Here is a 25,516-nt window from a genome sequence, read left to right as displayed (position 1 = left end):
AGCCACCGGCCGCCCCGCCGCAATCTGCGCCGGGCCTTTGCTAAACTAGGGCAATGCGTTTGGTAATCGCGGATTGCGAAGTCAACTATTCCGGGCGCCTCGACGCGCATCTGGCTCCCGCCCGCCGCCTGATTATGGTTAAGGCCGACGGTTCGGTGCTGATTCACTGTGATGGGGGCTCGTATAAGCCGCTGAACTGGATGAGTGCTCCGTGTCGCCTGGAGGTGATTCGGGGCGAAACTCCCGTTCATGAGGTGCCATCCCGGGAAACGGACGTAACGGGAATTGCGCCTCATGAAAACGCCGCTGGCGCGGCTGATTCCCAGCGTGACGACCCCGCCGCTGGCTCTACCGAAACCGGTGACGGCGCACAAACCTGGCGGGTGACCACCAAAAAGAACGAGACCCTGGTCATCGAGATTTCGCGGGTGTATTCCGATGAAACCTTTGGTCTTGGCATTGACCCCGGCTTGGAAAAGGACGGGGTGGAAAAACATCTCCAGGCGCTGTTGGCCGAACAAGTCGAAGCCGTGCTGGGGAAGGACTGGCGGCTGGTGCGTCGGGAATGGCCGACCCCGATTGGGCCGGTTGACCTGCTGGTTCGCGACCCCGAAGGACACCCGGTGGCGATTGAAGTCAAACGACGCGGCGAGATTGACGGGGTGGAACAGTTGACCCGCTATCTGGAACTGTTGGGACGCCAGCCGGAGTTGGCTGGGCTTACCGGGATTTTCGCGGCGCAAGAAATCAAAGCCCAGGCGCGTACCCTGGCCGAAGACCGGGGTATCCGGTGTGTTTTGCTTGACTATGATGCCCTGCGAGGGATGGATGACTGCATCAACCGACTTTTTTAGGTTTTTCAGCTTTAGCCTGGGGAAAACCTGGGAACTTTAGATTCCTGTCAGATTGTCCATTACAGGAAATATCTCGCATTAAGGCATCTACCAGCACTTTTATGTAAACTGAACGCCTGGTAAGTGACATTGTTATCACAAGCGACTAACGGGCCTTCACTTTTTTATCAGAATGCTCTATGGTTGTATTCAGCAACCAATCGGAAACGATTCCGTTGCCAGGGTCAAGAGAAGGGTCTCGGACTCACAGTTTTCCACAGATTTAGCAAGAAGGATTATCAAACATGAACAAAAAGTTTATTGGTTTCGCTTTGGCCGCGTCTTTAGTACTCCCCGGTTTGGCTGCTCCTACGGTAGCTTTTGCCGCTGACGACAACACCAATACTACGGTGGCTGCTATCACCACCGCCCCCGAAACTTTGACTCGTACCACTGCGGCAGAATACCTGGATCAAATCAACAATGCTATTGCAAATGTCCAGGAAGCCCAGAAAAACGATCCGCAGGCTGATTGGGGCAAGGAAATCAGTAAGTTGTTGTCCACGGCAGCGGAACTATCGCAGGTGATGGAATCAGTGGCGCAGCACGGTATGAATCTGGCTGATGCTGACCTCGAGATTGCTCGCGCCCAGCTAGTAGTAGAGATTGGTTCCACCATCAAGAAATCCTCCGATAACCTTCGCTACAAGATTCAAAAGGCACATGTGGAACTGGGCTTTGCGGTGACTCGTGCAATCATCCGCGTGGCCAATATTGGTGCCAAGACCCCGCAGTTGCTGGATTCCATCAAAGACTTGCAAGAAACCTACGAGCGGGTTTCGACCTATCCAGAACTCACCGCCACCAGCCGCGCTAACTTCTATATCAAGAACGGCTTGAACAAGTTTATCTGGAAGGTTCGCGTCGCCCGTGACAAGAACATCCTCGGCAAGAAGCCTTACAAGGTTTACCGCCAGTTGAACCGCGAAATCACCAAGGCAGTGGGCGTGTGGTTCCGGGCTCGCGCTACCGTACAGGATGTGGCTAATGCGGTGGAGCGTCTAGATAATGCTTACAAAACTGCGTTGAATTCCTAAAACGCTACTAATATCTAAGGGCGCTGTCTCGGCAGAGACGGCGCCCTTAGATTTTGTTCCCGCGCTTTACAACTAAGCTGCTGGGGGAAGGGGGTGTGGCCTTGGTGGAAAAAGAAAATTGTGGCAAAAACTAATAGACTTCTACCGGGGAAAATATCAGGCCGAAAACCTGCCTCAGCCCAGGAAGGAGACAAGCACCTCATGAACCAGCCGAAGTATCCCGGCGAAACCCAGGTTATCAACGGAAATGTGGCGGTGGCGCGCGTGATGAACCTGGTTTGCGGCGGGGTTATCGGCTATCCCATTACGCCTTCCACCGAAATCGCCGAGACCTTCCAACTCAATGTGGCGTCCGGCCAGAAAAACGTCTGGGGACGTCACCCGTTCTTTTTTGAACCCGAGGGCGAGCATTCCGCTCAATCCGGGGCGATGGGCGCGGCCTTGACCGGCGGGAAGTTTATTTCCAATGCTTCGAGCTCCCAGGGGATTCTCTATGCGATGGAATCCCACTATGTGACGGTTGGCAAGCGGATTGGTGGTTTCGTGCTGCACGTGGCCTCGCGGGTGGTGGCCAGGCATTCCCTGAATGTCATGGGCGGGCACGACGACGTGTATTCCCTGTTGCCGGCCGGATACACGGTGTTGTTCGGGGCGAACCCAGAGGAAGCCGCCGACCTGGCTTTGATTTCCTATCGCACATCGTCGCTGAGCCTGATTCCGGTGGCGAACTGCATGGACGGGTTTTCGACCAGCCATATGCTCAGCGAGGCGCGGCTGCCCAGCGCGGACTTGGTCAAGGAGTATCTGGGCGACCCGGCCGGATACATTCCCTGTCCCACTGTTGCCCAGGAGGTGCTGTACGGTGCGGCGGGGCGGGTGGCACAGTTTGGGGGGTATCTGGCGAAACATCGAGCTTGCTTGTCACGAGGTGCCAGGGAGGTTATCGACGCTTTGTTGGAGACCCGCGCGGCCGACTGTGAGGCGGATGTGTCCGGGGAATTATTCGATGCGGAAATCGCCCCGGAGTTGCCGGCCGCGACATTGGCGGCCTGGCGGCGCCAATGGGTGAATGCCCCGGTGAAAGGCACCCGGAAACTGGTTCCCGCGCTGGTGGATTTGGATAATCCTGGGATGACGGGCGGGGTGCAAAACCAACCGGATTTCCAGGCCGGGGTGGCTGACCACCGTACCCACTTCGTGGCGGATGTGCCGCAGCTGGTGCGCCGAGCCATGGCGGAATACAATGCCTTGACTGGGCGGGACTATGCACCCTTGAAGTGTTTTGACACCAATGATGCGGATTATATTTTTGTGGGCTTGGGCTCCATTTGCGAAGATGTCCAAGCGGTTTTGCCGCATTTGCGCCGGCTGGGGCTGCGGGTTGGGCTGGTGCAGGTTGTTTTGCTCCAACCCTTTCCGGAGGCGGAGTTGGTGGCGGCGTTGCGCGGGGCGAAACATGTCACGGTTTTGGAACGTTCTGACCAGGCAGCTTTGGCCAAGTTCGTGGACAGTGCCCTGGTGAAAGCTGCCCAAAACGCGGTGGCGGCTGCTCGTGGGCAAGACCCGCGTTTCCCGGGGATTGCGGCCGTGGACACCGCCGCGCTGCCGCTACTTTCGACGGGGTTCTTTGGGATTGGTGGCCATGATGTGCAGCCGCGACACTTGATTGGTGCCGCGAAAGCGATGGCCACGGGCACGGCTGCCCCCGAGTTCTACCTTGGTTCGACCTTCTTTGATCCGGCTGCCACTGGGGAGTTGCGGGTCATCCAGGACAAACTGCGCCGGGCCTATCCCCAGACCGAGCGTATGGCTTTGCAGCTGGAGGATAATCCGCCTGACTTGTTGCCCCCTCAAACCTTGCGGATTCGTTTCCACTCGGTGGGGGGATATGGCACGATTGCCACGGGTAAGCTGCTGGCCGATATTCTGGCCGAAGTGCTGGGCTTGTATTCCAAGGCGGCGCCGAAGTATGGTTCGGAGAAGTCTGGAGCTCCCACGAATTATTATATCACACTTGGTCCGGAGCCGATTAAAATTACCAACGCCGATTTGGAAGACGTCGAAATTGTGGTTTCCCCCGATCACATGGTGTTTGCTCACGATAATCCCTTGCGAGGCTTGCGCCCGGGGGGCACGTTCATCATACAGTCCCGGGAAACCCCGGAGGATTTCTGGGCGGGTTTGCCGCCGATTGCCCGCGAAACGATTCGGGCGCGGGGGTTGAATGTGTTTGTGCTCGATGCTTTCGGGGTGGCTAAACGCCACGCCCCCACGACTGCCCTGCAAACCCGCATGATGGGGGTGGCTTTCATCGGGGCAATCGGGGCGAAAGTCGACCGGATTGCTGCGGGAGCCTCTGAAGCGGATATGTTGGCAAAGATTCGCGAGCAAATTGAATATAAATTCGGCAATAAAGGTGCCCAGGTGGTGGCGGCAAATCTAGAGGTTATTGCCGAGGGCGCGGCCGCCGCCCAGCGGGTCGACTGGGAGCGTTTCGATGCGGCGGGGACTGCGGTGGCGCAAGACGCGACCCGCACCCGAAAACCACTGTCGATTTCAACCCAGATGTGCCAGCGCGGCTGTCCGGCGCTGACCAATGGACTGTTCAACCAAGATTACTTTAACAAAACTGTGGTCGAGCCGTTCACGCGCGGCGAAATCAGCGAGGCACCAGTTTATCCCGGCGCGGGCTTCTTTATGCCCCCCGCGTCCTCGGCAGACAAGAACAAAGGCCTGTTTCGACTGCAAATGCCAGTGTTCCACGCTGATACTTGCACCGGCTGCATGGAATGCGCGTTGGTTTGCCCGGACGCAGCGATTCCGAACACGGTTTTCACCATGGACAGTCTGCTAGAGATGACCCTGCGCGAAGCGGGGGACCCGGCCGCGCCGCTGTTGCCCCAAATCAGCGCCATCGAGGCGGCAATGCGGGAAAACCTGTTGGGTCGCAAGGATCGCCCTGGCCTCGCCCAGGTTTTCCGCGAGGCCACCGCCGTGGTGTTGGGGGTTCATGAGGAGCCATCCGCAGACTCGGGCGATGCGCTTGAATCCGCGCCGATTATTCGAGACCCACAGATTCTGGCGGCCGTGGATGCGGTGGCGGGCGTGTTGGAAAGCTATCCGGTGGCACAAACCCGGCCTTTCTTTGATGTGCCCGAAAAAAAGCACCCCGGTGCCGGCGTGCTCTTTGCTGCCACCGTTGACCCGTGGAAATGCACCGGATGCCTGGAATGTGTGGCGGTGTGTGCGCCGGGCTGTCTGCAGCCTGTCGACCAGGATGCCGCCGTGTTGACGCAAGCCAAAGAACGTTTTAGCTACCTGGCGAAACTACCGAATTCCCCCGACGAGGTCAGCGACCCGACCAGCGGGCCGACCCTGGATTTGAAGCGGATTTTGCTCAATCACGACAACTATTACGCCACGATTGGCGGGCACGGGGCGTGCAAGGGCTGCGGCGAGGTCACGGCGATACGCCAAACCATGTCGCTGGCCAACGAGATTAATCGCCACCGGGTACAAAACCACCGCGCAGAGCTCGAAGATTTGGTTTCTGGCCTGCGCGCCTGGCTGGCCGGAACAGTGCAAGAACCCGTGCTAACAGGCATAGGTGCCGCTGACCCGGTGGCGAGCGAGGGCGCCCCCCCGGACACTGCGACTCCCGATAGTGCGGCTAGCGTAGCCAGCCCGGCCGAACTGAACCCGGCGGGCGACCCTGCCCTGCGGGAGCTAGCCGCCGCAGCTTTGGCACGCCTGGAACACCGCCTGTACCGATTTGAGGGCCCGGGCGGGGGCAGGGGACCGGCCGGTACAGTGGTCGCGAACTCGACGGGATGCTCCAGCGTGTATGCTTCCACCACGCCGTACAATGCCTACCAGGAGCCTTGGGTAAACGGCCTGTTCCAAGATGCCCAACCTCTAGCCAAGGGGATTTTTGAAGGTCTGGCAGCCGATTTGACGGCGGATGTGTTGGCAATGCGCCAAGCACGCGCGATTCTAGGCGGAGCGACGGATTCGGGGCAAATCCCTCATGACCCCCCGCAATGGCAGAAATTCACCCCGGAAGAACTGCAACTTATGCCCGCCGTAATGAGTATCTCTGGCGACGGGGCGGCGTATGACATTGGCTTCGGAGCCTTGAGTCGCATACTGTCCAGCGGCACTCCGCTGAAAATGCTGGTGTTGGACACGGGGGCGTATTCCAATACGGGCGGCCAAGCCTCCACCGCGTCCCTGGAAGGACAGGATGCGGATTTGTCACGGCACTCTAAGTACCTCAAGGGTAAGGACGAACAGCGCAAGGAACTAGCGCTGTTGGCCGCGATGCACCCCGGAGTACTGGTGGTTTCCACCACCCCGGCTTTCCAAATGCATTTCCTAAAGAACGTGTCGCGAGCCATGAGCCAAGTGGATTATCCGGCGGTGATTGATGTGTACACGCCATGTCAACCAGAGCACGGTATCGGGGACGACCAGGCGGCGGATCATTCCAAGTTGGCCGTGAAATCGCGGGTTTCGCCCCTGTTTGTACACGAACCGGCGGGGGCAGATTTCCCGGATAGGTTCCTGATTGACGGCAACCCGGAACCCAAGAGTCTGTGGGCACGTCACAAGATCGCTTATGTGGACGATGCCGGTGCGGCAAAGAACCTGCAAACGGTCTATACCCCAGCGGACTTTGCTTTCACCGAAGGCCGGTTCCGCAAGCATTTCACGCTCTTGCCCCCCGACGCCCCAAATCCCACGCCTATCGCGGATTTCATCGAGCTGCCTGAAACAGAACGCGGGGAGGCCACGCCGTTCATCTACGCCACGAATCACGAGGGGCACCTCGTGAAATATCAAGCATCCCCACAGATGGTACGGCTGACCGAACAGCGCAAGGAGTATTGGCGCTTCCTGCAGTACCTGGCCGGGCAAGACCTGGCGGAGCTGCGCAAGACCAACGAAAAACTGGAGGCCGAACTCGCTAAACTCCAAGCTCCCGCCGAGGAAAACTAAGGTTTTATCCCCACTTTGAATTACCGAGCCAAATCAAAGTAAGATTGAAACCTACGCGCGAGTGGCGGAATTGGTAGACGCGCAGGATTTAGGTTCCTGTGTCTTTGACGTAGGGGTTCAAGTCCCCTCTCGCGCACTTTTGTTTGCTCAGGCGCGTGCTGTGCGTGTTACGTGGTTAGGCGCTACGGCTAAAACGGCCAATCGTGGCCGTTTTTTAACGCCTCCGCACTGTTAGGGTTAAAGGACAAATTGTGTGTTTTTATCCGGGGTTTTTCGTTGTGGTAGGGCTTTAAAGTCGGTTTGAAAGTTGGTTTGGCTGAACTTTGGGGTCGGTCAAATTGTGTGTCTGTTTTCTCGTGTTTTGCTTGTGTTGGCGGGGGAAAGTCGGGTTGAAAGTTGGTCGGTTCATGCTGATGGCATGAATATGATGAAATGCCCGGCGTGTAATACTCCTTTGAAACGTAATGGAAAGACTTCTTCTGGTTCTCAGCGTTGGCGTTGTAAGGAGTGTGGAAGGTCTAAGGTCGGAAAGATTGATAACTCTGCTAAAGAGCTTAATCGTTTCCTGAGCTGGCTGTTGTCGCGTCAGCGGCAGAAAGATATGCCCGGAGCGGGTCGGACGTTTCGTCGTCATGCAGCTAAGTTCTGGTGTTTATGGCCGTTCTCTCCGATTGTGGACGAGGTTCATGACGTGGTGTTTGTCGACGGGATTTATCTGGGGCGCAAGGCCGTGGTTTTGATTGCCTGTACTCGTCAGCATGTGTTGGGCTGGTATGTGGCTAGGAACGAGAACATTAACGCGTGGAAAGCCTTGCTGGATCGGATAGCGCCCCCGCTTCTAGTCGTGAGCGATGGCGGGTCAGGTTTCAAAACCGCTAGAGCAACTTCTTGGCCGGGCACGCAGGTCCAGCGTTGCACATATCACGCGTTTATGCAGGTACGACGTTACATCACTATGAATCCGAAGCTGCCAGCCGGGAAACAACTCGGGAGAATAGCTCGCGACCTGTTACATGTCCATAACGTAGAAGAATCTCTACAATGGCTGGTCGGGTTCAACAACTGGTGCCTGGAATGGGAAGCCTTCCTCGCGGAAGAAACCATAAACGAATACGGCACAAGATGCTTGACCCACGAGAAACTCGTTCGCGCCCGGGACTCGCTAATTAGGCTCATAAAATCCGGTAACCTGTTCACCTATCTCGATCCTGATCTCGCAGACCAGACCCTGACCTGCCTACCAGCAATGAACAACCAGATTGAAGGCGGGATAAACGCTCAACTCCGTGCCATGCTCAAAGACCACCGCGGAATGAGCCTGGCCAGGCGAATCAAAGCGATTTTCTGGTGGTGCTACCAACACATCGAAAACCCCGCGACTCCAGCAGAAATCCTGAAAATAATGCCTACGGATACGCAACTCGAGGAATACTACCTAAACCAGGAAAACCTACACATCACCCAAAGAAACCTCCCCGGATGGGGCGACGCAATCATCTGGAATGAACTCCACCACACCACCCCCTACAACAACACATGGGACTAACCCCCCAGACACACAATTTGTCCTTTAACCCCACTGTTACTGCGCCGTTGTGTGGCTTCGCCACGCGGCCAAGCGTCGCACCACAAGCGCCTCATGAAACTGAGCCACCAAGTGGGCACCCGCCGTGCCGAGCGGCAACTTTTCGAGACCCTAAATCGAAACGGCGCAAACCTCGCTGAGACGCGGCAACGGCCGCGGTTTCGCCGGGGGAGTGGCACGTTTCGCGGCGGCTACCAGCACGGATACGGGGGGCTCGGGTTCCCAACTGAAGGCTTGCAACGGCGCCTTGCCCGCAAGCGTTCCGGTCAGGGCGCGGTTGGGGGCGGCGAACCAGGCGGCGGCTTCGATTCCGTTGACACCGCGTGAATCGAGGACATCCAAGACTGGCGGCAACCCGTGAATGCAGGCTTCGTAAATCTCGGGGGCTTCGAACTGCCACACAGGGTAAATCCACTTGTTATCCAGGGTTTGGAACCCCAAAATCCGTTGGTCTTGCACGGCTTTATGCACGGCTTGCCGCGAGATTCCCAGCCAGTCGCACACGGCTCCGGTGCGGCACACGGCTCCGACTTGCTCGCTGAGCGTGGTGGGGGTGTCCAGAATCGCCTGGGTCAGTTTCAGGGCGTGTGCGGCTTGTTCGGCGGTGAGGGACGCGGCGCGGGGACGTTTCAGCAGTTGCTGGCGCAGCTCTGCTAGGAAGTCGCTTTCGATGCTGGTCAGGGTCTCGCGGCGCATGTTTCCTCCTTTGGGGTGGGTTCATGAGGTGCCACCAGGCAATCCGCCTTAGAACAAATACATCAGCTTGTCTGGCAGCATCACGGCTATTATCAAGATTATCAGCAGGAACACGGCTATGGTCAGCAGCCACCGCTGTTGTGTCCAAAATTTGCGGAACCCGGGTGGCAGCCAGGGCAAATGTCCCAGTCGCATCAGCGCGGCTCCCAGGTGAATCCAAATCAGTATCGTGGCGCCCCACACCAGCAGGCAAAACGGGCACAGCGTTCGAAAGAAAGTCACGGATTGTTGCAAAAAGAAGAATATCAAGGCGAGGGAAGCCGTCAATCCGGTTTCTATCAGCAGCGGCAGCCAGCGCGGCAGTCGTCCGCCCCACCAGGCCAGGAACACCCCGGCTAGCCCGGCATACAGTCCCACTCCGACCAGCGCATTTGGTATGCCCAGCAGCAAGTGTGCCTGCCAGCTCATCAGCGAGGAGGAACATCCTATCAGCGGGTTTAAATCGCATCCCAGTCCGCTACCCGGGTTGCTCAGATGCGTTATTTCAGATAAAACCAGTTCCGCGCTGGCGGCGAGCGCCACCAGAGTGGCTCCCACCAGCAGTCCCACCGTCTTCGTTGTCGGTCTTTCTGGATACCCTGTGTTCTGATTCATGTTTGCATCTTAGCTTATCCGCAGTTTAACCCCGAGATTTCAGTGTAAACACTTCAGTTTGTGTCGCGCGATTTAATCAGGTAGACTTTAGTGTCGTTGCCCCGGTAGCTCAGTCGGCAGAGCGTCTCCATGGTAAGGAGAAGGTCCAGAGTTCGATTCTCTGCCGGGGCTCGCTTGCCGCTAGTGCCCGGCTACGCGGCGCAGAACGCGGCGGGGTAGCTCAGTTGGTGAGAGCGCACGACTCATAATCGTGAGGTCGAGGGTTCGAATCCCTCCCCCGCTACGAACCGGCCGGTTCGGGACACGCTAGGAATAAAGGATTACTACAGTGGCTGCTAAGTCTAAAGATATTCGCCCGAAGATTACGATGGCTTGCACGGTGTGCAAGGAACGCAACTACATCACGAAGAAGAACCGTCGCAACACGCCGGATCGCTTGGAGCTCAACAAATATTGCCCGCGTTGCAAAAAGTCTACTTCGCATAAGGAAACCCGCTAGGTTCCGCTGGTTCCTGGGTTCAAGCCGCCGTGAGGCGGCTTTTCCTGTTTAATCTCCTCGGTTACGTTGGTCGCACGGCTTCATGAGGTGCCATCGCGGACACATAAGCGCTTTGCTAAGGTAATACCTTTCCTAAATCCCCGGGTCAGGGGCTTATCCCGTTATAAAGCATTCTCAATGAGGGGCTTATGCGTCCATCATCAGATAAGCCCCTCATGAACCCCATAAAAACAGGGTTAAAGGACAAATTGTGTGTTTTTATCCGGGGTTTTTCGTTGTGGTAGGGCTTTAAAGTCGGTTTGAAAGTTGGTTTGGCTGAACTTTGGGGTCGGTCAAATTGTGTGTCTGTTTTCTCGTGTTTTGCTTGTGTTGGCGGGGGAAAGTCGGGTTGAAAGTTGGTCGGTTCATGCTGATGGCATGAATATGATGAAATGCCCGGCGTGTAATACTCCTTTGAAACGTAATGGAAAGACTTCTTCTGGTTCTCAGCGTTGGCGTTGTAAGGAGTGTGGAAGGTCTAAGGTCGGAAAGATTGATAACTCTGCTAAAGAGCTTAATCGTTTCCTGAGCTGGCTGTTGTCGCGTCAGCGGCAGAAAGATATGCCCGGAGCGGGTCGGACGTTTCGTCGTCATGCAGCTAAGTTCTGGTGTTTATGGCCGTTCTCTCCGATTGTGGACGAGGTTCATGACGTGGTGTTTGTCGACGGGATTTATCTGGGGCGCAAGGCCGTGGTTTTGATTGCCTGTACTCGTCAGCATGTGTTGGGCTGGTATGTGGCTAGGAACGAGAACATTAACGCGTGGAAAGCCTTGCTGGATCGGATAGCGCCCCCGCTTCTAGTCGTGAGCGATGGCGGGTCAGGTTTCAAAACCGCTAGAGCAACTTCTTGGCCGGGCACGCAGGTCCAGCGTTGCACATATCACGCGTTTATGCAGGTACGACGTTACATCACTATGAATCCGAAGCTGCCAGCCGGGAAACAACTCGGGAGAATAGCTCGCGACCTGTTACATGTCCATAACGTAGAAGAATCTCTACAATGGCTGGTCGGGTTCAACAACTGGTGCCTGGAATGGGAAGCCTTCCTCGCGGAAGAAACCATAAACGAATACGGCACAAGATGCTTGACCCACGAGAAACTCGTTCGCGCCCGGGACTCGCTAATTAGGCTCATAAAATCCGGTAACCTGTTCACCTATCTCGATCCTGATCTCGCAGACCAGACCCTGACCTGCCTACCAGCAATGAACAACCAGATTGAAGGCGGGATAAACGCTCAACTCCGTGCCATGCTCAAAGACCACCGCGGAATGAGCCTGGCCAGGCGAATCAAAGCGATTTTCTGGTGGTGCTACCAACACATCGAAAACCCCGCGACTCCAGCAGAAATCCTGAAAATAATGCCTACGGATACGCAACTCGAGGAATACTACCTAAACCAGGAAAACCTACACATCACCCAAAGAAACCTCCCCGGATGGGGCGACGCAATCATCTGGAATGAACTCCACCACACCACCCCCTACAACAACACATGGGACTAACCCCCCAGACACACAATTTGTCCTTTAACCCTAAAAACAGTGTGGGGGACACCGTAGGCGCCCCCCCACACTATGAAGCTATATCCTACTTAGCCTCAGTGGTACCAGCGTTTTGATGAGTCACAGCACGACGCTTGTTGATAATGGCCAGCAGGATAGCGCAAACCATACCAATCGCCGTGACGCCGGCGGTAATCAGGAACACCCAGTGGTATGCCCAGTATTCCTGGCCTTTGAAATCGTCCAGGAACTTCCCGTTCATTTTGTTGGCCCAGAACACGGCCGCATAGGCCAGGAAGGAGCCCACCGCCATAGCGCCACCATTAATCTGCTCCGGCAGATGTAGCTCCGCAATAGGTGCCAAAATCACAGCCTTACCCAAGAACACCCCGAAGGAGGTGACAATCAGCAGCAGGATGGCTGGCCACATAGCGCCGGGGTTATTAGGCAGGAAGAATACGACGATGGAGGCTACCATCACGGTGCCCAAGGCCACTGCCATCATCACTGTCGAGGATTTGAACACGTAGTCGGCCAGGAAACCGGATACCAGCCCGGCCAGAATCCCCACGGCGGCGGTGTTGAAAATCCCGAAGATAGCTGATACCCCGTCGGAAATGTGGTACACCTTAATTAGGTACGGGGCGGATGACCAGAACATGTTGATGTATCCCCAGTACAGGCACAGCGCGGCGACACCGGCCAGCCATACCCGAGGAATGGCCAGCACTTTCAACAGACCTTTGAGCGCGGCCATGTTGTCCGAGGTTTTTTCTTCGTGGGCGATGGCATTCTTGGGGACGAACTTCAACAAGCACAGCACCAGCGGAATCAGCAACAGGGCATATCCAACCCCGAACCCGACCATAATTTCGTTGACAGCCTTAGGAAAAATGGTAATCAAGGTGACCACGATGATGTTCATCAGGAACTCGGCGGCGCGGCGAATAGTTTCCAGCAGACCCATCGCCATGCCGCGTCCTTCAGTGTCGGAGTCTTTTGACATATATGACACACCGTTGACTACGGCCGGCCAGCCTATGGCATCCCATACCCCCCAGGAGGCGGCGATAATCACCATTCCGGTGTACCCAATCGGTGCCAGCCACAGCAGTAGGAAGGTCACCAGGCGCCACACCGACCAGACCAGCAGGATGTTGCGAATCGTGAAGCGGTTGTTAATCCACCCGGCGGGCACATACAGGAACATGGCGATACCAATCCACGACCACAGGGTGCCGTATTGCTCATTAGTTAACCCCAGAGCGTTGGTCATGGGGATAATCAGTGAGCCTTTGAAGGCTTCGAAAGAGGAGTACACCAACTGCCCGGCCATAACTACGGTGAGGAAGCCGGCAATGGTGTGGCGGCGCAGGAACACTGGCCATTTACTGGATTTCGTTGCGTCAGTCATGTTGTTTTCTCCGTTCTTCGTTGAATTGACTTGCGTTGTTTGTGTGGGGTGGCGCGAGTTGCGTTTTTCTCGGCTTCACGAGGTGCCATCATGGACACATAAGCGCTTTGCTAAGGCAATACCTTTCCTAAATCCCCAGGTCAGGGGTTTATCTCGATATAGAGATACCTGTTTTTCAGCCCTATGTGTTCATAACCGAAAAAGCCCCTCATGAACCGCTAAATCTACTTAGCGTGTCGCGCGGCGACGAAACGGTCGGCGATATCGGTGAACACCCCGGTCGCGCCCCAGTTGAACAGCTGGTTGGCACGGGCGATGTCATTCACTGTCCACACGTTGACTCCGAAGCCGGCCTGGCGGAAAGCCTGCACCTTTTCGCGGGTCAACCCGGTGTCCTCGGGGTGAATATAATCCGCCCCTACCAGTTCTAACAGGCTCTTCCAGTCGTCATAGAGCGCACAAGTCTCGTAGAGACATCCGACCGGCAGCTTCGGCGCTTTTTCCTTGAGCTTCGCCAGCAGCACGTGGTTGAAGCAGGAAATAATCACCTGGCACTTATTGGTATCGAGCTTTTCCAATTCGGCCAGCAGATTGTTAATCAGCATCAGGGTCATTTCTTTGCCGGCTTCATTTGACTTTACTTCGATATTACAGTTCATCCCGGTTTCATTCATGAACTGGATTAGTTCGCTCAACCGGGGAATCCGCTCGCCGCGAAAATCCGGGGCGAACCACGACCCGGCATCAATATGATCCAAATCGGCCGCACTCAAGCCGTAGTAGCTGCCCGCCCGGTCGGTGGTGCGATCCAAGGTGGTGTCGTGGCAGATAATCACGGTGCCATCTCCCAGCACGTCCACGTCGGTTTCCATCCAGGTCGCACCGCGCTGGTGCGCCAGGCGGAACGCCGCCATGGTGTTTTCGGGGGCTTCTTGGTTGAGACCGCGATGTGCAAAAATCATTTCAGTGTCTGACATGTTTTGTCCTCTTTTCTTGTTGATAAAGATGTCAGCTGGCAGCACCACTGCTGTCCAGTTGTCGAAACAATCGGCATCTATTCTATGACGGTGCATGAGGTGCCATTTGGGACTTGTGCCGCTGCGTCCACATCTGCACATCTTTACGCTCGGTGCAGTGCCCGTTGGGAAAATGCTCATAGCCACAGCGTGGCTCCGGGATGCCACCCCATTAGCAGGCACGGGGCATTATAAAGGTAAGCCTCGTATCTGTACGCTGCATCCAAATATCCGGGTACGCTGAGCCGTATCGCATTGTATCGATTTCTGGCTTCATCTAAATTAGCCGTTACCCACAGTTTGGGCTCAAAGCTGTCTAGGGGGTAACTGGTACGTCTAAATGCTGGATATTGACGGCATAAATTTACCCAGTCTGAATAAGAGTTAATGGTATAAATATTTATATTATCTGTTTCTGCTGGAGAACCCGCTACTGCCCTCCATTTACCGGGAGAAATCTCGTACTCATCCATCAGGAAAGGCAACCAGGATTTACTTTCTTCTTCGTACCATCCAGGAAGTGTCACCTGAAAAGGCTGCATAGCCTCTGCAGCCCACCAGGAGGGGGCATATTTAGAATCATTATTTTGAACTAAATTCTCATAATCATGCGTAATTAATTGACTGCTATCGCGTGTCCCCATCAAGAAAGCTTGCATATTCGGATGAATGTTAGCGAATACTTCTTGAGCTAAACCCAGTGTCCTCTCTGATATTGAAGAATAATGGTAAAAGTGTTCCCATAACCCCCAGGGGTATGTCTCTAGGAAATCTTGCAGTTGCTTTCTGGACATGCCAAATGTTCTAGGTGTCAGTTTATTCGCTTCTTGTTCCGCTGCTTTAAGTGCTTTTTCATCACCTTCTATGAAATCTTTAAAAAAGCGTATTTCGTTGGTGGTACCTATCTTCTCACCTATCTGGGATTCTAGAATACTCAGCACCAAAAGAACCCCAAATGGGGTGTACTGATGGAATCTAGCGGAATTTACGAACAGGACACACCCTCTTTTTCAGTTGAGCTGTATAGCATAATTTTGCATCCATATTTATCAATAATAAAGTGAGTATTTACAGCTCTCCAGTCATGCTTTTTGTAACCGTTGCATTTACGTGCAACACCTCTGTGCTTGAACTTGTGTGTATTGTATGCTCTTCCTGTGTGTTCAGTAGGGCTTCCCCATCCAAAAAGCCAGTGTCTGCGAAATAAAACAGTATCGATTTGCATATACTTAGCCGTGCTGGTACACTCCGTTTTCGGTTTGTTTCCAATATATTTTCCCCCATAGAAGAGCGGAGGTGAATTTGTTGAGTGCCTGAGTCGTAAATCCTCACTTATGCTTTCATATTGTACGCCTTTAGTGCTGTGATTTATCTCCGTACCGGCTGCTGTACCAGCTGTGAATGTGAAAGCGATAGCTAACAGGGCTAGTGTAGTCGAAAGTTTCTTTAGCATTTGCTACCCCCTGCCCAGGACATCTGATTACTTCTGTTGGCGTTTCATAGCACTATACTGATTACCGGAATCGAATTCAAGTTCACGGCATGCCTCAGATTGTTTGAGCGCGAAAGCAGACTGGTGCCTCACTTGTTTTTGAGCGCGAAAAACGGTTTTTGCCTCAAATTGAGGCGTTTGGAGATGGTAAACCAGGTCTTGCAATCGTTGAGGTCTTGCGAAGGTCATGAAATGCGTCAGTTGGTCATGCTGCAGTTCATATTGCCGTCACCAAACCCTTTCATGTCAAAAAGAAACAAATATTTCGCGCTCAAAGTTATGTGAGGCACTACGGTTCACGTTGCCAAATATGGGGTAATGTGGTTCGATGTGTGTTTTTCCGGTTTCGCTGCTCACAGTTTTTAAATGTTTTTGGGGTCTGCCTCTCGGCAGACCCCAAAAACATTTAAGAGTGGCTCAAAACCTACTTCAACAGGCCTTTCACGGTATCCACCACGGTGTCGCTGACCACCATAGCCCCACCCAGAGCCTTGAACTTGCCCTCCAGTGCCGAATTCGCCTGGCGTGCGGCCTTCAGATAGGCCTCGATCTCGGCGGGAACCGTGTCGGCTTTCACCAGCAGCACCGGTCCGGCTAACTCGGCTTTGTTGTCAATAAAACCAGCCACAGTGGCATCGGCTGAGGCCGTGCCGTTAGCGACATAAACCGCCTTGGCATTGCCGCCAGAGGGGAAGGCCGTCTTCGCAATCTCCAGGGCGGTCTGGTAGCGGTCATTACCGGCGATACGCGAGGTCTTGGCCCCGCCGCCGCCCATCGCAGCCTGAATCAGCTGCTTGACCTTGTCGCTGTTCTTGGCGCCTTGCACATCTTTAAAGGCATCACTAACCTCTCGATAGGTGTTCTTGGCTTTTTCGAAAGATAAGGCGATTCCGGCTTTCAATATGGCCGAATCAGCGGCTTCCTTTTCTTTTTTGGTATCGGGCTGGGCTTTCTTGGCTGCTTCAGTCTTCGCGGCTTCGGCGGTCTTCTTGACGTCTTCTTCCGCCATTTGCACCGACTTCTCCAAGCCCATGAAAGTCGCTACGCCGTGGCCGTCTACGGTGGCCAGCATCTGGGCTTTAGCCTTGGCCTCAGCCAGGCTGCCATCACTTGTGGCACCGTCAACCTGGAAAATCCGCTTGTCGCAGTCGTTGCTGACGTCACTAGGCAGTACTCGTGGGAAAGTCATCTCGACATTGGCCTTCAGCGTGGCTTTCTTTTCCGCCTTTTCCTTGTCTTCTTTGTCTCCATCCGCAGCCACGCACCCGGAATCCATGAACTGGTTCAGATTGACGTCCTTGGCCACAGTGAACCATCCCTTCAGCTGCATATCGGCTTCGCGAAGTTCCTTGGCTAAATCAGCGGTGACCTTCTTTACCGCCGCATCCTGGCTTAGCCCGCCGCCGGATCCATTCACCCGGGATGCCGCATTCAACTCGTCTGTCTTCACTGCCCTGGCACCACCCAAAGCAACAATCTCAGTGGGCTTCAAACGCTTGATTTCCGCGACCGTGGAGGAAGGCAGGCTCCCGGATCCGTCAGTCAACAAGATAGGAGCATTGTCGGGAATAGTGCCGCCCGCCAAGGCATCCACCAAGGTCATTCCGTTTGCCAAATAAACCTTCGCGGCGGTTTGGTTATTAGTCAAGGCCTTAGAGATTTCCACGGCGGTCTCGAAACGGTTCGCTCCGGAAATCCGCAGGATGTCCGCATTGCCCGCCACGGCTTTAACGGTGTCATCTGACACGGCACCGACGCCACCCAAAACCACAACATGCTTGGCTTTAAGCTGCTTAATCTCGGCAGCCACGGCTTCTCGTGTCCTAGACCCTTCGTTTACCAGCAGCAACGGGCCGTTCTTAAGTTTGCCCCCGGCCACCGCATCGGCCTGGTTGTCGCCGCGTGCCAGGTAGACCACGTCGGAGGTCTTAAACTCGTCGGCAATCTGGATGGCGGTGTCGTAGCGGTCGGTTCCGGCCAGCCGGTCGGCGGTGCTCGCGGCCACGGCGGTTGCGGGTGCTACTAGCGCGGTCACAGCCAGGGTGGCGCCCAAAATCAAAAATTCTTTTCTCATGGTTCTCCTTTCGGTTGGGGACGTTGGTTTTGTCCGGTGGCTCAAACGGGTTCATGAGGTGCCTCCCCGTGATTTGAGCCTCTATTTTACGTATGTAGCTGAACTGCTGATTCTTACAGGGACGCTGCTAGACTGGAGCGGTGATTGAAATGGCATCTCATGAAACCGAAATAACCCGACCGAACGAAACCGACACCCGCGCCACCCTGCGTGCCGCGCGCGAGACCTCCGACCGTATCTGGCAGGACATCCGCGCGGGTCGCACCGAGCGCTACCGAATCCTGACGGGGGATCGCCCCACCGGGTTTTTGCACATCGGGCATTATTTCGGCACCCTCAAAAGCCGGGTGGAGCTGCAAAATCTGGGCATAAACACGACCGTGCTGATTGCTGACTACCAGGTAATTACTGACCGGGACAATATCGGCAATGTGCGCGAATACGTGTTGAACCTGGTGGCGGACTATTTGGCGGCGGGGATTGACCCCGCGAAGTCCACGATTTTTTGCCACTCGCAGGTGCCCGCTATTCATGAGATGCTAGTCATCTTCCTGTCTTTGGTCACCGAAGCCGAGCTGCATCGCAATCCCACGGTGAAAGCGGAGATGGAGGCGGCTCAACGGCCGATGACCGGGCTGCTGCTTACCTACCCGGTACACCAGGCAGCGGATATACTCTGTGCCCAGGCGAATCTGGTGCCGGTGGGGCAAGATCAACTGCCGCACCTGGAGCAAACCCGGGTGGTGGCCAAGCGGTTCAACAAGCGCTACCCGCAGCGTGACGCGGCCGGGAACAAGGTCAAGGATTCGCGCGGGGTGCTGCCGCTGGCACAGGCTCTGTTGGGGCGTGGTTCCATGATTCTGGGCACTGATGGCCAGAAAATGTCGAAATCGCGGCATAACACAGTGGAACTGGGGGCTAGCGCCGAGGAAACCGCAAAGATTATCAAGAAAGCCGTGACGGATTCCAACCGCGAGATTACCTATGACCCGGTGGGGCGCCCGGAGGTGGCGAATTTGTTGCTGATTGCCTCGCTGTGTACCGGGCAAAGCCCGGAGGACTTGGCCGCCGAGATTGGTAGCGGTGGCGGGGGAGCGCTGAAGCAACTGGTCACCGAGGCTTTGAATGAACATTTGGCGGCGCACCGGGCGCGGCGCGCGCAATTGTTGGAAGACCCCGGATATCTGTGGGGCGTGTTGCGTGAGGGCAACGAAAAGGTTGCCGATCTGGGCGCGGATACCTTGCGCGCGATGAAGCAGGCCATGGGGATGAACTACGGTTTTTGACTGGCTTGGTAATTTGGGCGGTGGTTTCCGGTGCGCGGCATTGAGTCGCCCGGGGTTAGGGTATAAGGATGTATGGTTTTCGGGTCGACGTCGTCGACCGGTGGTGGCTCCCCGCGCGGGGTTTTGACGCTGTGGGACTAGCCGCGGGACTAAATGGCAAGATTTGACAGCGATTAAGGGGTGTTATGGAAGACGATACTGGCGGGAATCTGGCCAAGAATATTACCCGGCACGACCATGCGGCGGCGGTGGCCAGTCGCATGGTAGAGCGAGCTTTGTGGATTATCAATCTCGAGAATGACTCGGCGCATGTTTCGGCCGAGACTCGCGAGGCGCTGCTCACAGAGACGACCGAGATGCTGATGCAGTGGGCCTACGAGGTCGGCGAGGAAGACTTCCGTGCTGGCCAGTTTTCCGCCCGTGACAACCCGGCCGGCGAGCACATTGCCTATCCCAAGTCTCCGTTCAAGGCGACCCCGAAGGCCATTGGCTCTTGATTTCCCTCATGGACACATCGCGTCAATCAAGCTTGACAACCCGTCTTGTGCCGTGCCCGCAGCTACGCACGGTTGCGCAGCTTTCCTAGCACGTTAAGCAAATCAATCTGGGAATCCTCGCAATGGCTATCCGGGATTTCGGCAAAGAAAATCCGCATCGACATGGCGCTCATCTTCGAGGTCATTCCCCGCACGGTTACCGGCAGTTCAGTAGCCGGGCCGGTCAAGTCCACCCCGGCTCCGGGAACCAGGCCGACTTCCGCCGCCAGGCCACCGCCCGAGGCTGAATCGCCTTCCGTGCCCGTCGGGGCAAGCGAATCGGCCAGGTCAATATCATAGCCGGAAACCCCCAGGGAATCGGGGGATTCCTCGGAGCGGGTGGTGGGATTTGGCCAGCTCGAATCCCACATCAGGTTAAATACCCGCGAACGAGCCACCGGTGGGTTGATTTCCACCTGATCCATGGTGCCGTTAATCATCACCAGCAAATCTACGTCATTCCAGGGAGTTCCCGAACGCAGCATTTGCATCACTCGGTTGCGTGGGTCATGCCAGGCTCCGGGGGTCAAGGGAATCCCGTCCCGGTCGTACCACGACAAATCAGCCAGTTTATCGCCTTGCACCGGGGTTCCGGAAGCGAAACAATCGGGGCGCATCACGGGGTGCTTCGCGCGCAGTTGCAGCAGGTAGCGCGCGGTTTCGTGCAGGGCGTTTTGCCAGGGCAGCCAGTTCCAGTCCAGCCAGGACAGTGGCGAATCCACGCAATAGGCATTGTTGTTACCGTTTTGGGTGTTGCCAAACTCGTCGCCGGCCAAAACCATCGGGGTGCCAGCCGAAATCGCTAGGGTGCCCCACATATTGCGCAGGTTACGCAGCCGCAGGGGGGCGACTTGAACCACTTGTTCCACTACTTTCGGGTCGTTGGAATACTGTCGACCGCGCAGGACGTGGCCTTCGTATTCGTGGTTCCACGAGTGGTTATTATCCGAACCGTCGCGGTTGTTTTCCCCGTTGGCTTCGTTGTGCTTGTGGTTGTATGACACCAGGTCGGCCAGGGTAAAGCCGTCATGGGCGCAGACGAAGTTGATTGAAGAACCCGGTCCGCGATCCAATTCGGGGACTATAGAAGCAAATAAATCGGCGGAACCGGAAATCCGTGTGGCTAGTTCGTGCGGGCCATGCGCGTGACGCCCGTGCATCTGGGCGGAACCATCCGTCAGCCAAAATCCCCGGATGGCATCGCGATACCGGTCGTTCCAGTCCGCAAAGGGGGTGGGGAAGTTCCCGGTTTGCCACCCGTTCGGCCCGATATCCCAGGGCTCGGCAATCAGCTTGCAGCCGGCCAGAATCGGGTCGGTGGCCATGCCTACAAAGGACGGGTGTCGCACGGCGTATTGGTCGCGGTTACGCCCCAGGGTTACCCCTAAATCGAAGCGGAAGCCGTCGATACCGACTTCGCCTGCCCAATAGCGCAGGGAATCCATCATCAGTCCCACGACTTGGGTAGAGGTGAAATCCATCGAGTTGCCGCATCCCGTATAGTCCACCATTTGGTTGGGGCACCCGTGGTTCCACACGTAATACCGTTGTGGGTCGAGCCCACGCAGCGACAGGGTTGTCCCGTGCAGCCCGCCTTCGGCCGTGTGGTTATACACGACATCTAGGATGACTTCGATTCCCGCTAGGTGCAGCAGGGAAACCATGCCGCGCACTTCATCCAGGACGGCTTGCGGGCCGAGGCTCTGGGCGCGCTCGGTGGCATAGGAGGGCTCGGGTGCGAAATAGCTCAGAGTCGAGTATCCCCAATAGTTCACGGCACCGCGTTGTTGGAGAAATGGCTCGGTAAATTTGGCGTGTATCGGCAACAGCTCGATGGCGGTGACCCCCAGGTCTCGCAGGTATTGAATCGCGACGGGGTGCGCCAGCCCGGCATAGGTGCCCTGTAGTTCGGGGGGGATTCCAGGCAGGGTTCGGGTGAATCCTTTGACGTGGGCTTCGTATATTACGGTGTTTCGCCACGGGGTGTGTGGTCGATCGTTGACGGGGAAGGCGTTGGTGTTGACTACTACTCCGAGTGCCGCGTCGGGTAGCGAGTCGAGGGGGTCGGGTTTGAGTTCATGAGTTGCGGGTCGCAAATCGTCATTTACCTGGTGGGCGTACAGTCTTGGTCCTAGGTGTGGCGTCCCGGTGATGGCCTTGGCGTAAGGGTCGAGCAGGATTTTCTGCGGATTGTAAAACAGCCCAGCGTCGGGGTTCCACGGCCCGTAGGCGCGGTATCCATAGATTTGGCCAGGGCGAATCCCGGGGATGTGTCCGTGCCAGATGCCGTTTTCTGGGCCGCGCAGCCGGTAGCGGTTCTCGCGATAGTTGTTATCTGAATCGGGTGTGACTAGGCATAACTCTACGGCGGTGGCCTGGTGGGCATAGACGGAAAACGCGACTCCGGTCTCGGTGATATGCGCCCCGAGGTGATGCGGGTCGATTTTGGGTTCCGGCGCGATTTCTTTCGTCGGCGTGAAGGATGCGGTAGTCGGATCCTCGGGGTGCATTGAGGTCATGAATGTACGGTATCAGGGATTTCACGGTCGTGTTAACAAAATTTAATACAAATCCCGGTTCATGGTTGGCTGTGGCGTTTGCTTGGTGACATGGGGTTATCCCCGTGGATGGTATTTGGGTAAGCCTGGACTTGCTTAATTAGCTTTCGGTGGTGTCCTGGCGGGGATTAGCGGATTGCGTCCCGGTAATCCCCGCTTGGGCAATAACCCAATTGCCGTGGTAAATCACCAGGGATTGTCCGGGTGCTACCCCGCGAATCGTGGCGGTTTCCGGGAATATCACGGTCAGCCGGTCTTGGTCGTCAATCTTGAAGGTGGCGGGTTCGGGGTGGGAGTGCGCCCGGAACTGTACCGTTAGTGGCGTTTCGGTTTCTTTGGTTTCATGAGGTGCTTCTCTGGATTCCTGGCCAGAAACAGTCAACAGTTGCCGTCCGAAACCTGGCTCTACCAGCCAGTTTATCCGTCCACAGCGAATCTGGTGTACATCCAGGGTCTCTAACGGTCCCACGGTGACCACATTGCGGTTCACATCCACCCCGGTAACATAGCGTGGCTGGCCATCTTCGTGGGGGCGGGGCAGATGCAGCCCGCGACGCTGGCCGACGGTGTAGAGGAACGCGCCAAGGTGCTGGCCGACAACCGCGCCGTTCTCGTCTACAATCGCTCCTGGTTGCGCCCCGCCGAGCTTGCCACGCAAGAATCCGCGCGTGTCGCCGTCGTGGATAAAGCAAATGTCGAAACTGTCGCGTTTACGCGCCACGGGCAGCCCCCGCCGTTGCGCCTCGGCGCGGGTTTCGGCTTTGTCACGTACGTCAAACAGTGGGAAAATCGCGTGGGCGAGCATTTCGGCGCGTGCCCCGGCCAGCACGTAACTCTGATCCTTTTCCAGGCTCGCCCCGCGCCGCAGTCGAAACCCGTCACCAATGTGGTCGAGGCACGCATAATGCCCGGTGGCGACGTAATCGAAGCCCTCGCGCAACGCGCGTTCCACGACGTAGCCAAACTTAAAGACCCGGTTGCAACGCACGCAGGGATTCGGGGTCAAACCCGAGGCATAGGCCTCGACGAAAGGCGTTATCACCCCGCGCTCAAAGCGGTCGACCAGTTCCCAGACGTGGAACTTTTCGGGTGGTATCCCCAGGTAGGCCGCGACTTTCCGTGCATCGGCCAGGGCTTGGGCGGTTGGGTTATCCTCCCCGTCGCAATCTGATTCCTCGAGTTTCATAAAGAAAGCGTGGACATCATATCCCTGTTCCAGTAGTCGCGCGGCCGCTACGGCGGAATCGACGCCGCCGCTCAACCCGATAATCACCTTTTTGGACATGCGCTATAGTTTACAATCCCCAGCAACGAGTGTGCCAGTGGCGGCGAGCCCCCACCCCCGTGTCCAGACCGAAAGGCGCATAGCCGGAATCCGTAGCCCAAGCGACGATATGCGGGGTTCCCGGAGCAATCGGATGGTTACATCCCGGACAGATATAGGCTTTTTCACTGCCGGAAATCCGGGAAACCGTATAGTCTACGCCGCGCCGCTGTACGGTGCGCGGCATCGAGGCCAACCGCTCCATGTTCAACGGCTGCCATTCCTTTCGTGGCGTTTGTCGCCGCCCTCGCTTTCTGGTTGGCATCAGTTATTACTTTACAACCTCATCGCGTTTCAGCTTCGCTGCTTGAGGCGCTTCGGCTAAAACGCTCCACTGGAGCGTTTCTTCACGCCTGCGCACAGTGGCTGCGGCGTTATATGGCTTCGCCACGCGCCGCCGCCCACTCTGCATCGCCTACTACTCTATAACGCTATTTTCGTGTAGGCTCGTCCGGACGACACAAGTCGGTTTTCTAGGTTCATGAGGTGCTACTCGAAATATTCTCCCAGTTTTCAATCTCCTGAATCTTTCCCCGGGTGCCCCTCTCTTCGCGCTATTTGCGCCGCGCTAGGTAGCGAAGCGGTGTGCGACGCGCAGCACGAGTCACCTAGCACCTCATGAAGTCGGCACCGAGGCAACCTGGATGCCGCGGCGGTACACCTGCAGCGGATAGAGATTTTCATCCACCACAACCATATCCGCCAACTTCCCGGCTTGCAGGGAACCGATACGCTCAGATTCACCCAGAATCTTTGCTCCCTGCATCGAAGCACAGTAAACCGCGTCTATCAGCGGCAATCCACTGTTACGCCACGAGTTGCGCACCACATCCAACAGATGCGCGGTGCCCCCCGCCAACGAACCGGTACTGCCGTCTTCATTGCGCAGATAGGCTCGGCCTTCCTGGACGATAACCGCCTGACCACCCAGCACATAGTCGCCGTCGGCCACGCCCGCCGCCGCCATCGCGTCGGTAACGAACACGATTGAATCCCGCCCCACCAGTTCATATACGGCACGCACCGCGTCGGGATGCAGATGCACCCCGTCGCCAATCAACTCCAGCACCGCCCCGCCGCCGGCCGCATCAGCAATGGCTTCCAAAACCGGTCCGGGTTGACGGTGATGGAAAGGCTCCATCCCATTGAACAGGTGGGTAATCGTGTAACGCGGCGAACGGCGCACCCCTTCGGGCGTTAACCCGAGTTTCTCGCGCGTCCACAGCGCGGCGTTGCGCATGGTCTCTGAATCGCAGTCGGTATGCCCGTATGACGGCAACGCCCCGTTTTCTATCAAAACTTCCGCCACCGACCCAGAGCCAAAGGCGCGTTTTTCTTCCGGAGCTAGGGTCATAGTTACGGTGTGATTACGGGTCACTATCATGAGTTCCCTGGTTAAAGCCGGATTCGGGGCTTGAATGTAGTGCGCATCTTGGGCGCCTTTATGTGCTTCCGAGACAAAAGGGCCTTCGAAGTGAATCCCAGCGATTTCCCCCGCATCGGCCAGGTCTGCCAGCATCTGGGCTTGCCGACGCAACACTTCGGGGGACTGCGTCACCAGCGAGGTCACCAGGGTGGTGGTGCCGTGCAACCGGTGTTCCCACACTGCTGTTAAAGCCTCGTCAGCGGTTTTCGCATCCGGGAAGGACTGGCCGCCACCCCCGTGACAGTGAACATCCACTAGGCCAGGCAGGATATACCGCCCGTCAGTGGGGGAATCGGCGGCTACCACCTGAGCCCCGAAACCCGCCGCTTGGGCTTCAGGGGCTTCCCCAATCCAGATGATTTCCTGGTCTTGAATCACGATTGCGCCATCCACCAGGATGGAATCTGGGGTTACTACACGGCCACGAACTGCAAATGCTTCACTCATGGTTGCATTATCCCATTTTTTGCCACGTTACTTGTA

19 protein-coding genes and 3 tRNA genes are annotated in these 25,516 nt (G+C 56.3%); 11 read left to right on the top strand and 11 right to left on the bottom strand.

The window, feature by feature from the left end:
- Window positions 1-53: 53 nt before the first annotated feature.
- From nucS to F4555_RS07815, 5 genes are all read left to right on the top strand, one after another.
- Complete coding sequence (nucS, locus tag F4555_RS07835; protein WP_004011680.1) at window positions 54-854, top strand: endonuclease NucS; 801 nt, start codon at window positions 54-56, stop codon at window positions 852-854.
- 284 nt (window positions 855-1,138) lie between these two features.
- A complete protein-coding gene (locus F4555_RS07830) occupies window positions 1,139-1,930 on the top strand; it encodes a CAMP factor family pore-forming toxin (RefSeq protein WP_004011681.1) in 792 nt (263 codons plus the stop codon).
- Window positions 1,931-2,131: 201 nt separating this feature from the next.
- The gene (locus tag F4555_RS07825) at window positions 2,132-6,928 is read left to right on the top strand and encodes a 2-oxoacid:acceptor oxidoreductase family protein (RefSeq protein ID WP_115325839.1); all 4,797 of its coding nucleotides are present in this window, start codon (window positions 2,132-2,134) and stop codon (window positions 6,926-6,928) included.
- Between the two features lie 55 nt (window positions 6,929-6,983).
- Window positions 6,984-7,064 (top strand) — tRNA-Leu (locus F4555_RS07820).
- Between the two features lie 282 nt (window positions 7,065-7,346).
- The gene (locus F4555_RS07815; RefSeq protein ID WP_103758630.1) at window positions 7,347-8,474 is read left to right on the top strand and encodes an IS1249 family transposase; all 1,128 of its coding nucleotides are present in this window, start codon (window positions 7,347-7,349) and stop codon (window positions 8,472-8,474) included.
- Window positions 8,475-8,624: 150 nt separating this feature from the next.
- On the opposite strand, the gene F4555_RS07810 is transcribed toward F4555_RS07815, so the two are convergent.
- Together F4555_RS07810 and F4555_RS07805 are read right to left on the bottom strand one after the other, a co-directional pair.
- On the bottom strand, window positions 8,625-9,209 hold the full coding sequence (locus tag F4555_RS07810; RefSeq protein WP_004011683.1) for a hypothetical protein: 585 nt from the start codon (window positions 9,207-9,209) through the stop codon (window positions 8,625-8,627).
- 48 nt (window positions 9,210-9,257) lie between these two features.
- Complete coding sequence (locus F4555_RS07805) at window positions 9,258-9,863, bottom strand: vitamin K epoxide reductase family protein (RefSeq protein ID WP_004011684.1); 606 nt, start codon at window positions 9,861-9,863, stop codon at window positions 9,258-9,260.
- Between the two features lie 98 nt (window positions 9,864-9,961).
- Between F4555_RS07805 and F4555_RS07800 the strand changes: the two genes are divergently transcribed.
- From F4555_RS07800 to F4555_RS07785, 4 genes are all read left to right on the top strand, one after another.
- Window positions 9,962-10,034: transfer RNA gene (locus F4555_RS07800), tRNA-Thr, on the top strand.
- 38 nt (window positions 10,035-10,072) lie between these two features.
- Window positions 10,073-10,146, top strand: a tRNA-Met gene (locus F4555_RS07795).
- A gap of 45 nt (window positions 10,147-10,191) precedes the next feature.
- Entirely contained in the window at window positions 10,192-10,362 is a 171-nt protein-coding gene (gene rpmG, locus F4555_RS07790) for a 50S ribosomal protein L33 (protein WP_004011685.1), read from the top strand.
- A gap of 417 nt (window positions 10,363-10,779) precedes the next feature.
- Complete coding sequence (locus tag F4555_RS07785; protein ID WP_103758630.1) at window positions 10,780-11,907, top strand: IS1249 family transposase; 1,128 nt, start codon at window positions 10,780-10,782, stop codon at window positions 11,905-11,907.
- A gap of 85 nt (window positions 11,908-11,992) precedes the next feature.
- Here the strand turns inward: F4555_RS07785 and F4555_RS07780 are convergent, their stop codons facing one another.
- The 5 genes from F4555_RS07780 to F4555_RS07760 form a co-directional block, all read right to left on the bottom strand.
- Entirely contained in the window at window positions 11,993-13,321 is a 1,329-nt protein-coding gene (locus F4555_RS07780) for an MFS transporter (protein WP_004011689.1), read from the bottom strand.
- A gap of 224 nt (window positions 13,322-13,545) precedes the next feature.
- On the bottom strand, window positions 13,546-14,394 hold the full coding sequence (locus tag F4555_RS07775) for a glycerophosphodiester phosphodiesterase family protein (protein WP_004011691.1): 849 nt from the start codon (window positions 14,392-14,394) through the stop codon (window positions 13,546-13,548).
- 80 nt (window positions 14,395-14,474) lie between these two features.
- Window positions 14,475-15,278 carry a hypothetical protein gene (locus F4555_RS07770; protein ID WP_114989607.1) on the bottom strand — a complete coding sequence of 268 codons (804 nt, stop codon included), beginning with the start codon at window positions 15,276-15,278 and terminating at the stop codon, window positions 14,475-14,477.
- 44 nt (window positions 15,279-15,322) lie between these two features.
- Window positions 15,323-15,790, bottom strand: a complete 468-nt coding sequence (locus tag F4555_RS07765; RefSeq protein WP_127891458.1) for a hypothetical protein — start codon at window positions 15,788-15,790, stop codon at window positions 15,323-15,325.
- 463 nt (window positions 15,791-16,253) lie between these two features.
- The gene (locus F4555_RS07760; protein WP_115325840.1) at window positions 16,254-17,903 is read right to left on the bottom strand and encodes a cell wall-binding repeat-containing protein; all 1,650 of its coding nucleotides are present in this window, start codon (window positions 17,901-17,903) and stop codon (window positions 16,254-16,256) included.
- Window positions 17,904-18,052: 149 nt separating this feature from the next.
- Between F4555_RS07760 and trpS the strand changes: the two genes are divergently transcribed.
- On the top strand, window positions 18,053-19,189 hold the full coding sequence (gene trpS / locus F4555_RS07755) for a tryptophan--tRNA ligase (protein WP_115325841.1): 1,137 nt from the start codon (window positions 18,053-18,055) through the stop codon (window positions 19,187-19,189).
- Between the two features lie 185 nt (window positions 19,190-19,374).
- Window positions 19,375-19,686 (top strand): isocitrate dehydrogenase, encoded by a 312-nt coding sequence (locus F4555_RS07750; RefSeq protein ID WP_115325842.1) that lies wholly within the window; start codon window positions 19,375-19,377, stop codon window positions 19,684-19,686.
- 62 nt (window positions 19,687-19,748) lie between these two features.
- Here the strand turns inward: F4555_RS07750 and glgX are convergent, their stop codons facing one another.
- From glgX to F4555_RS07730, 4 genes are all read right to left on the bottom strand, one after another.
- Entirely contained in the window at window positions 19,749-22,235 is a 2,487-nt protein-coding gene (glgX, locus tag F4555_RS07745) for a glycogen debranching protein GlgX (protein WP_115325843.1), read from the bottom strand.
- A gap of 148 nt (window positions 22,236-22,383) precedes the next feature.
- On the bottom strand, window positions 22,384-23,568 hold the full coding sequence (gene mnmA, locus F4555_RS07740; RefSeq protein ID WP_103758622.1) for a tRNA 2-thiouridine(34) synthase MnmA: 1,185 nt from the start codon (window positions 23,566-23,568) through the stop codon (window positions 22,384-22,386).
- Between the two features lie 10 nt (window positions 23,569-23,578).
- Window positions 23,579-23,872, bottom strand: a complete 294-nt coding sequence (locus tag F4555_RS07735; RefSeq protein WP_036383775.1) for an Rv1322 family protein — start codon at window positions 23,870-23,872, stop codon at window positions 23,579-23,581.
- Window positions 23,873-24,223: 351 nt separating this feature from the next.
- Window positions 24,224-25,480: an N-acetylglucosamine-6-phosphate deacetylase gene (locus F4555_RS07730; RefSeq protein ID WP_004011700.1), complete on the bottom strand. Its 1,257-nt coding sequence runs from the start codon at window positions 25,478-25,480 to the stop codon at window positions 24,224-24,226.
- Window positions 25,481-25,516: the final 36 nt, after the last annotated feature.

The sequence above is a fragment of the Mobiluncus mulieris genome (assembly GCF_014204735.1).
Lineage (GTDB): Bacteria > Actinomycetota > Actinomycetes > Actinomycetales > Actinomycetaceae > Mobiluncus > Mobiluncus mulieris.
This window is presented reverse-complemented; position numbering and strand designations above follow the sequence as displayed.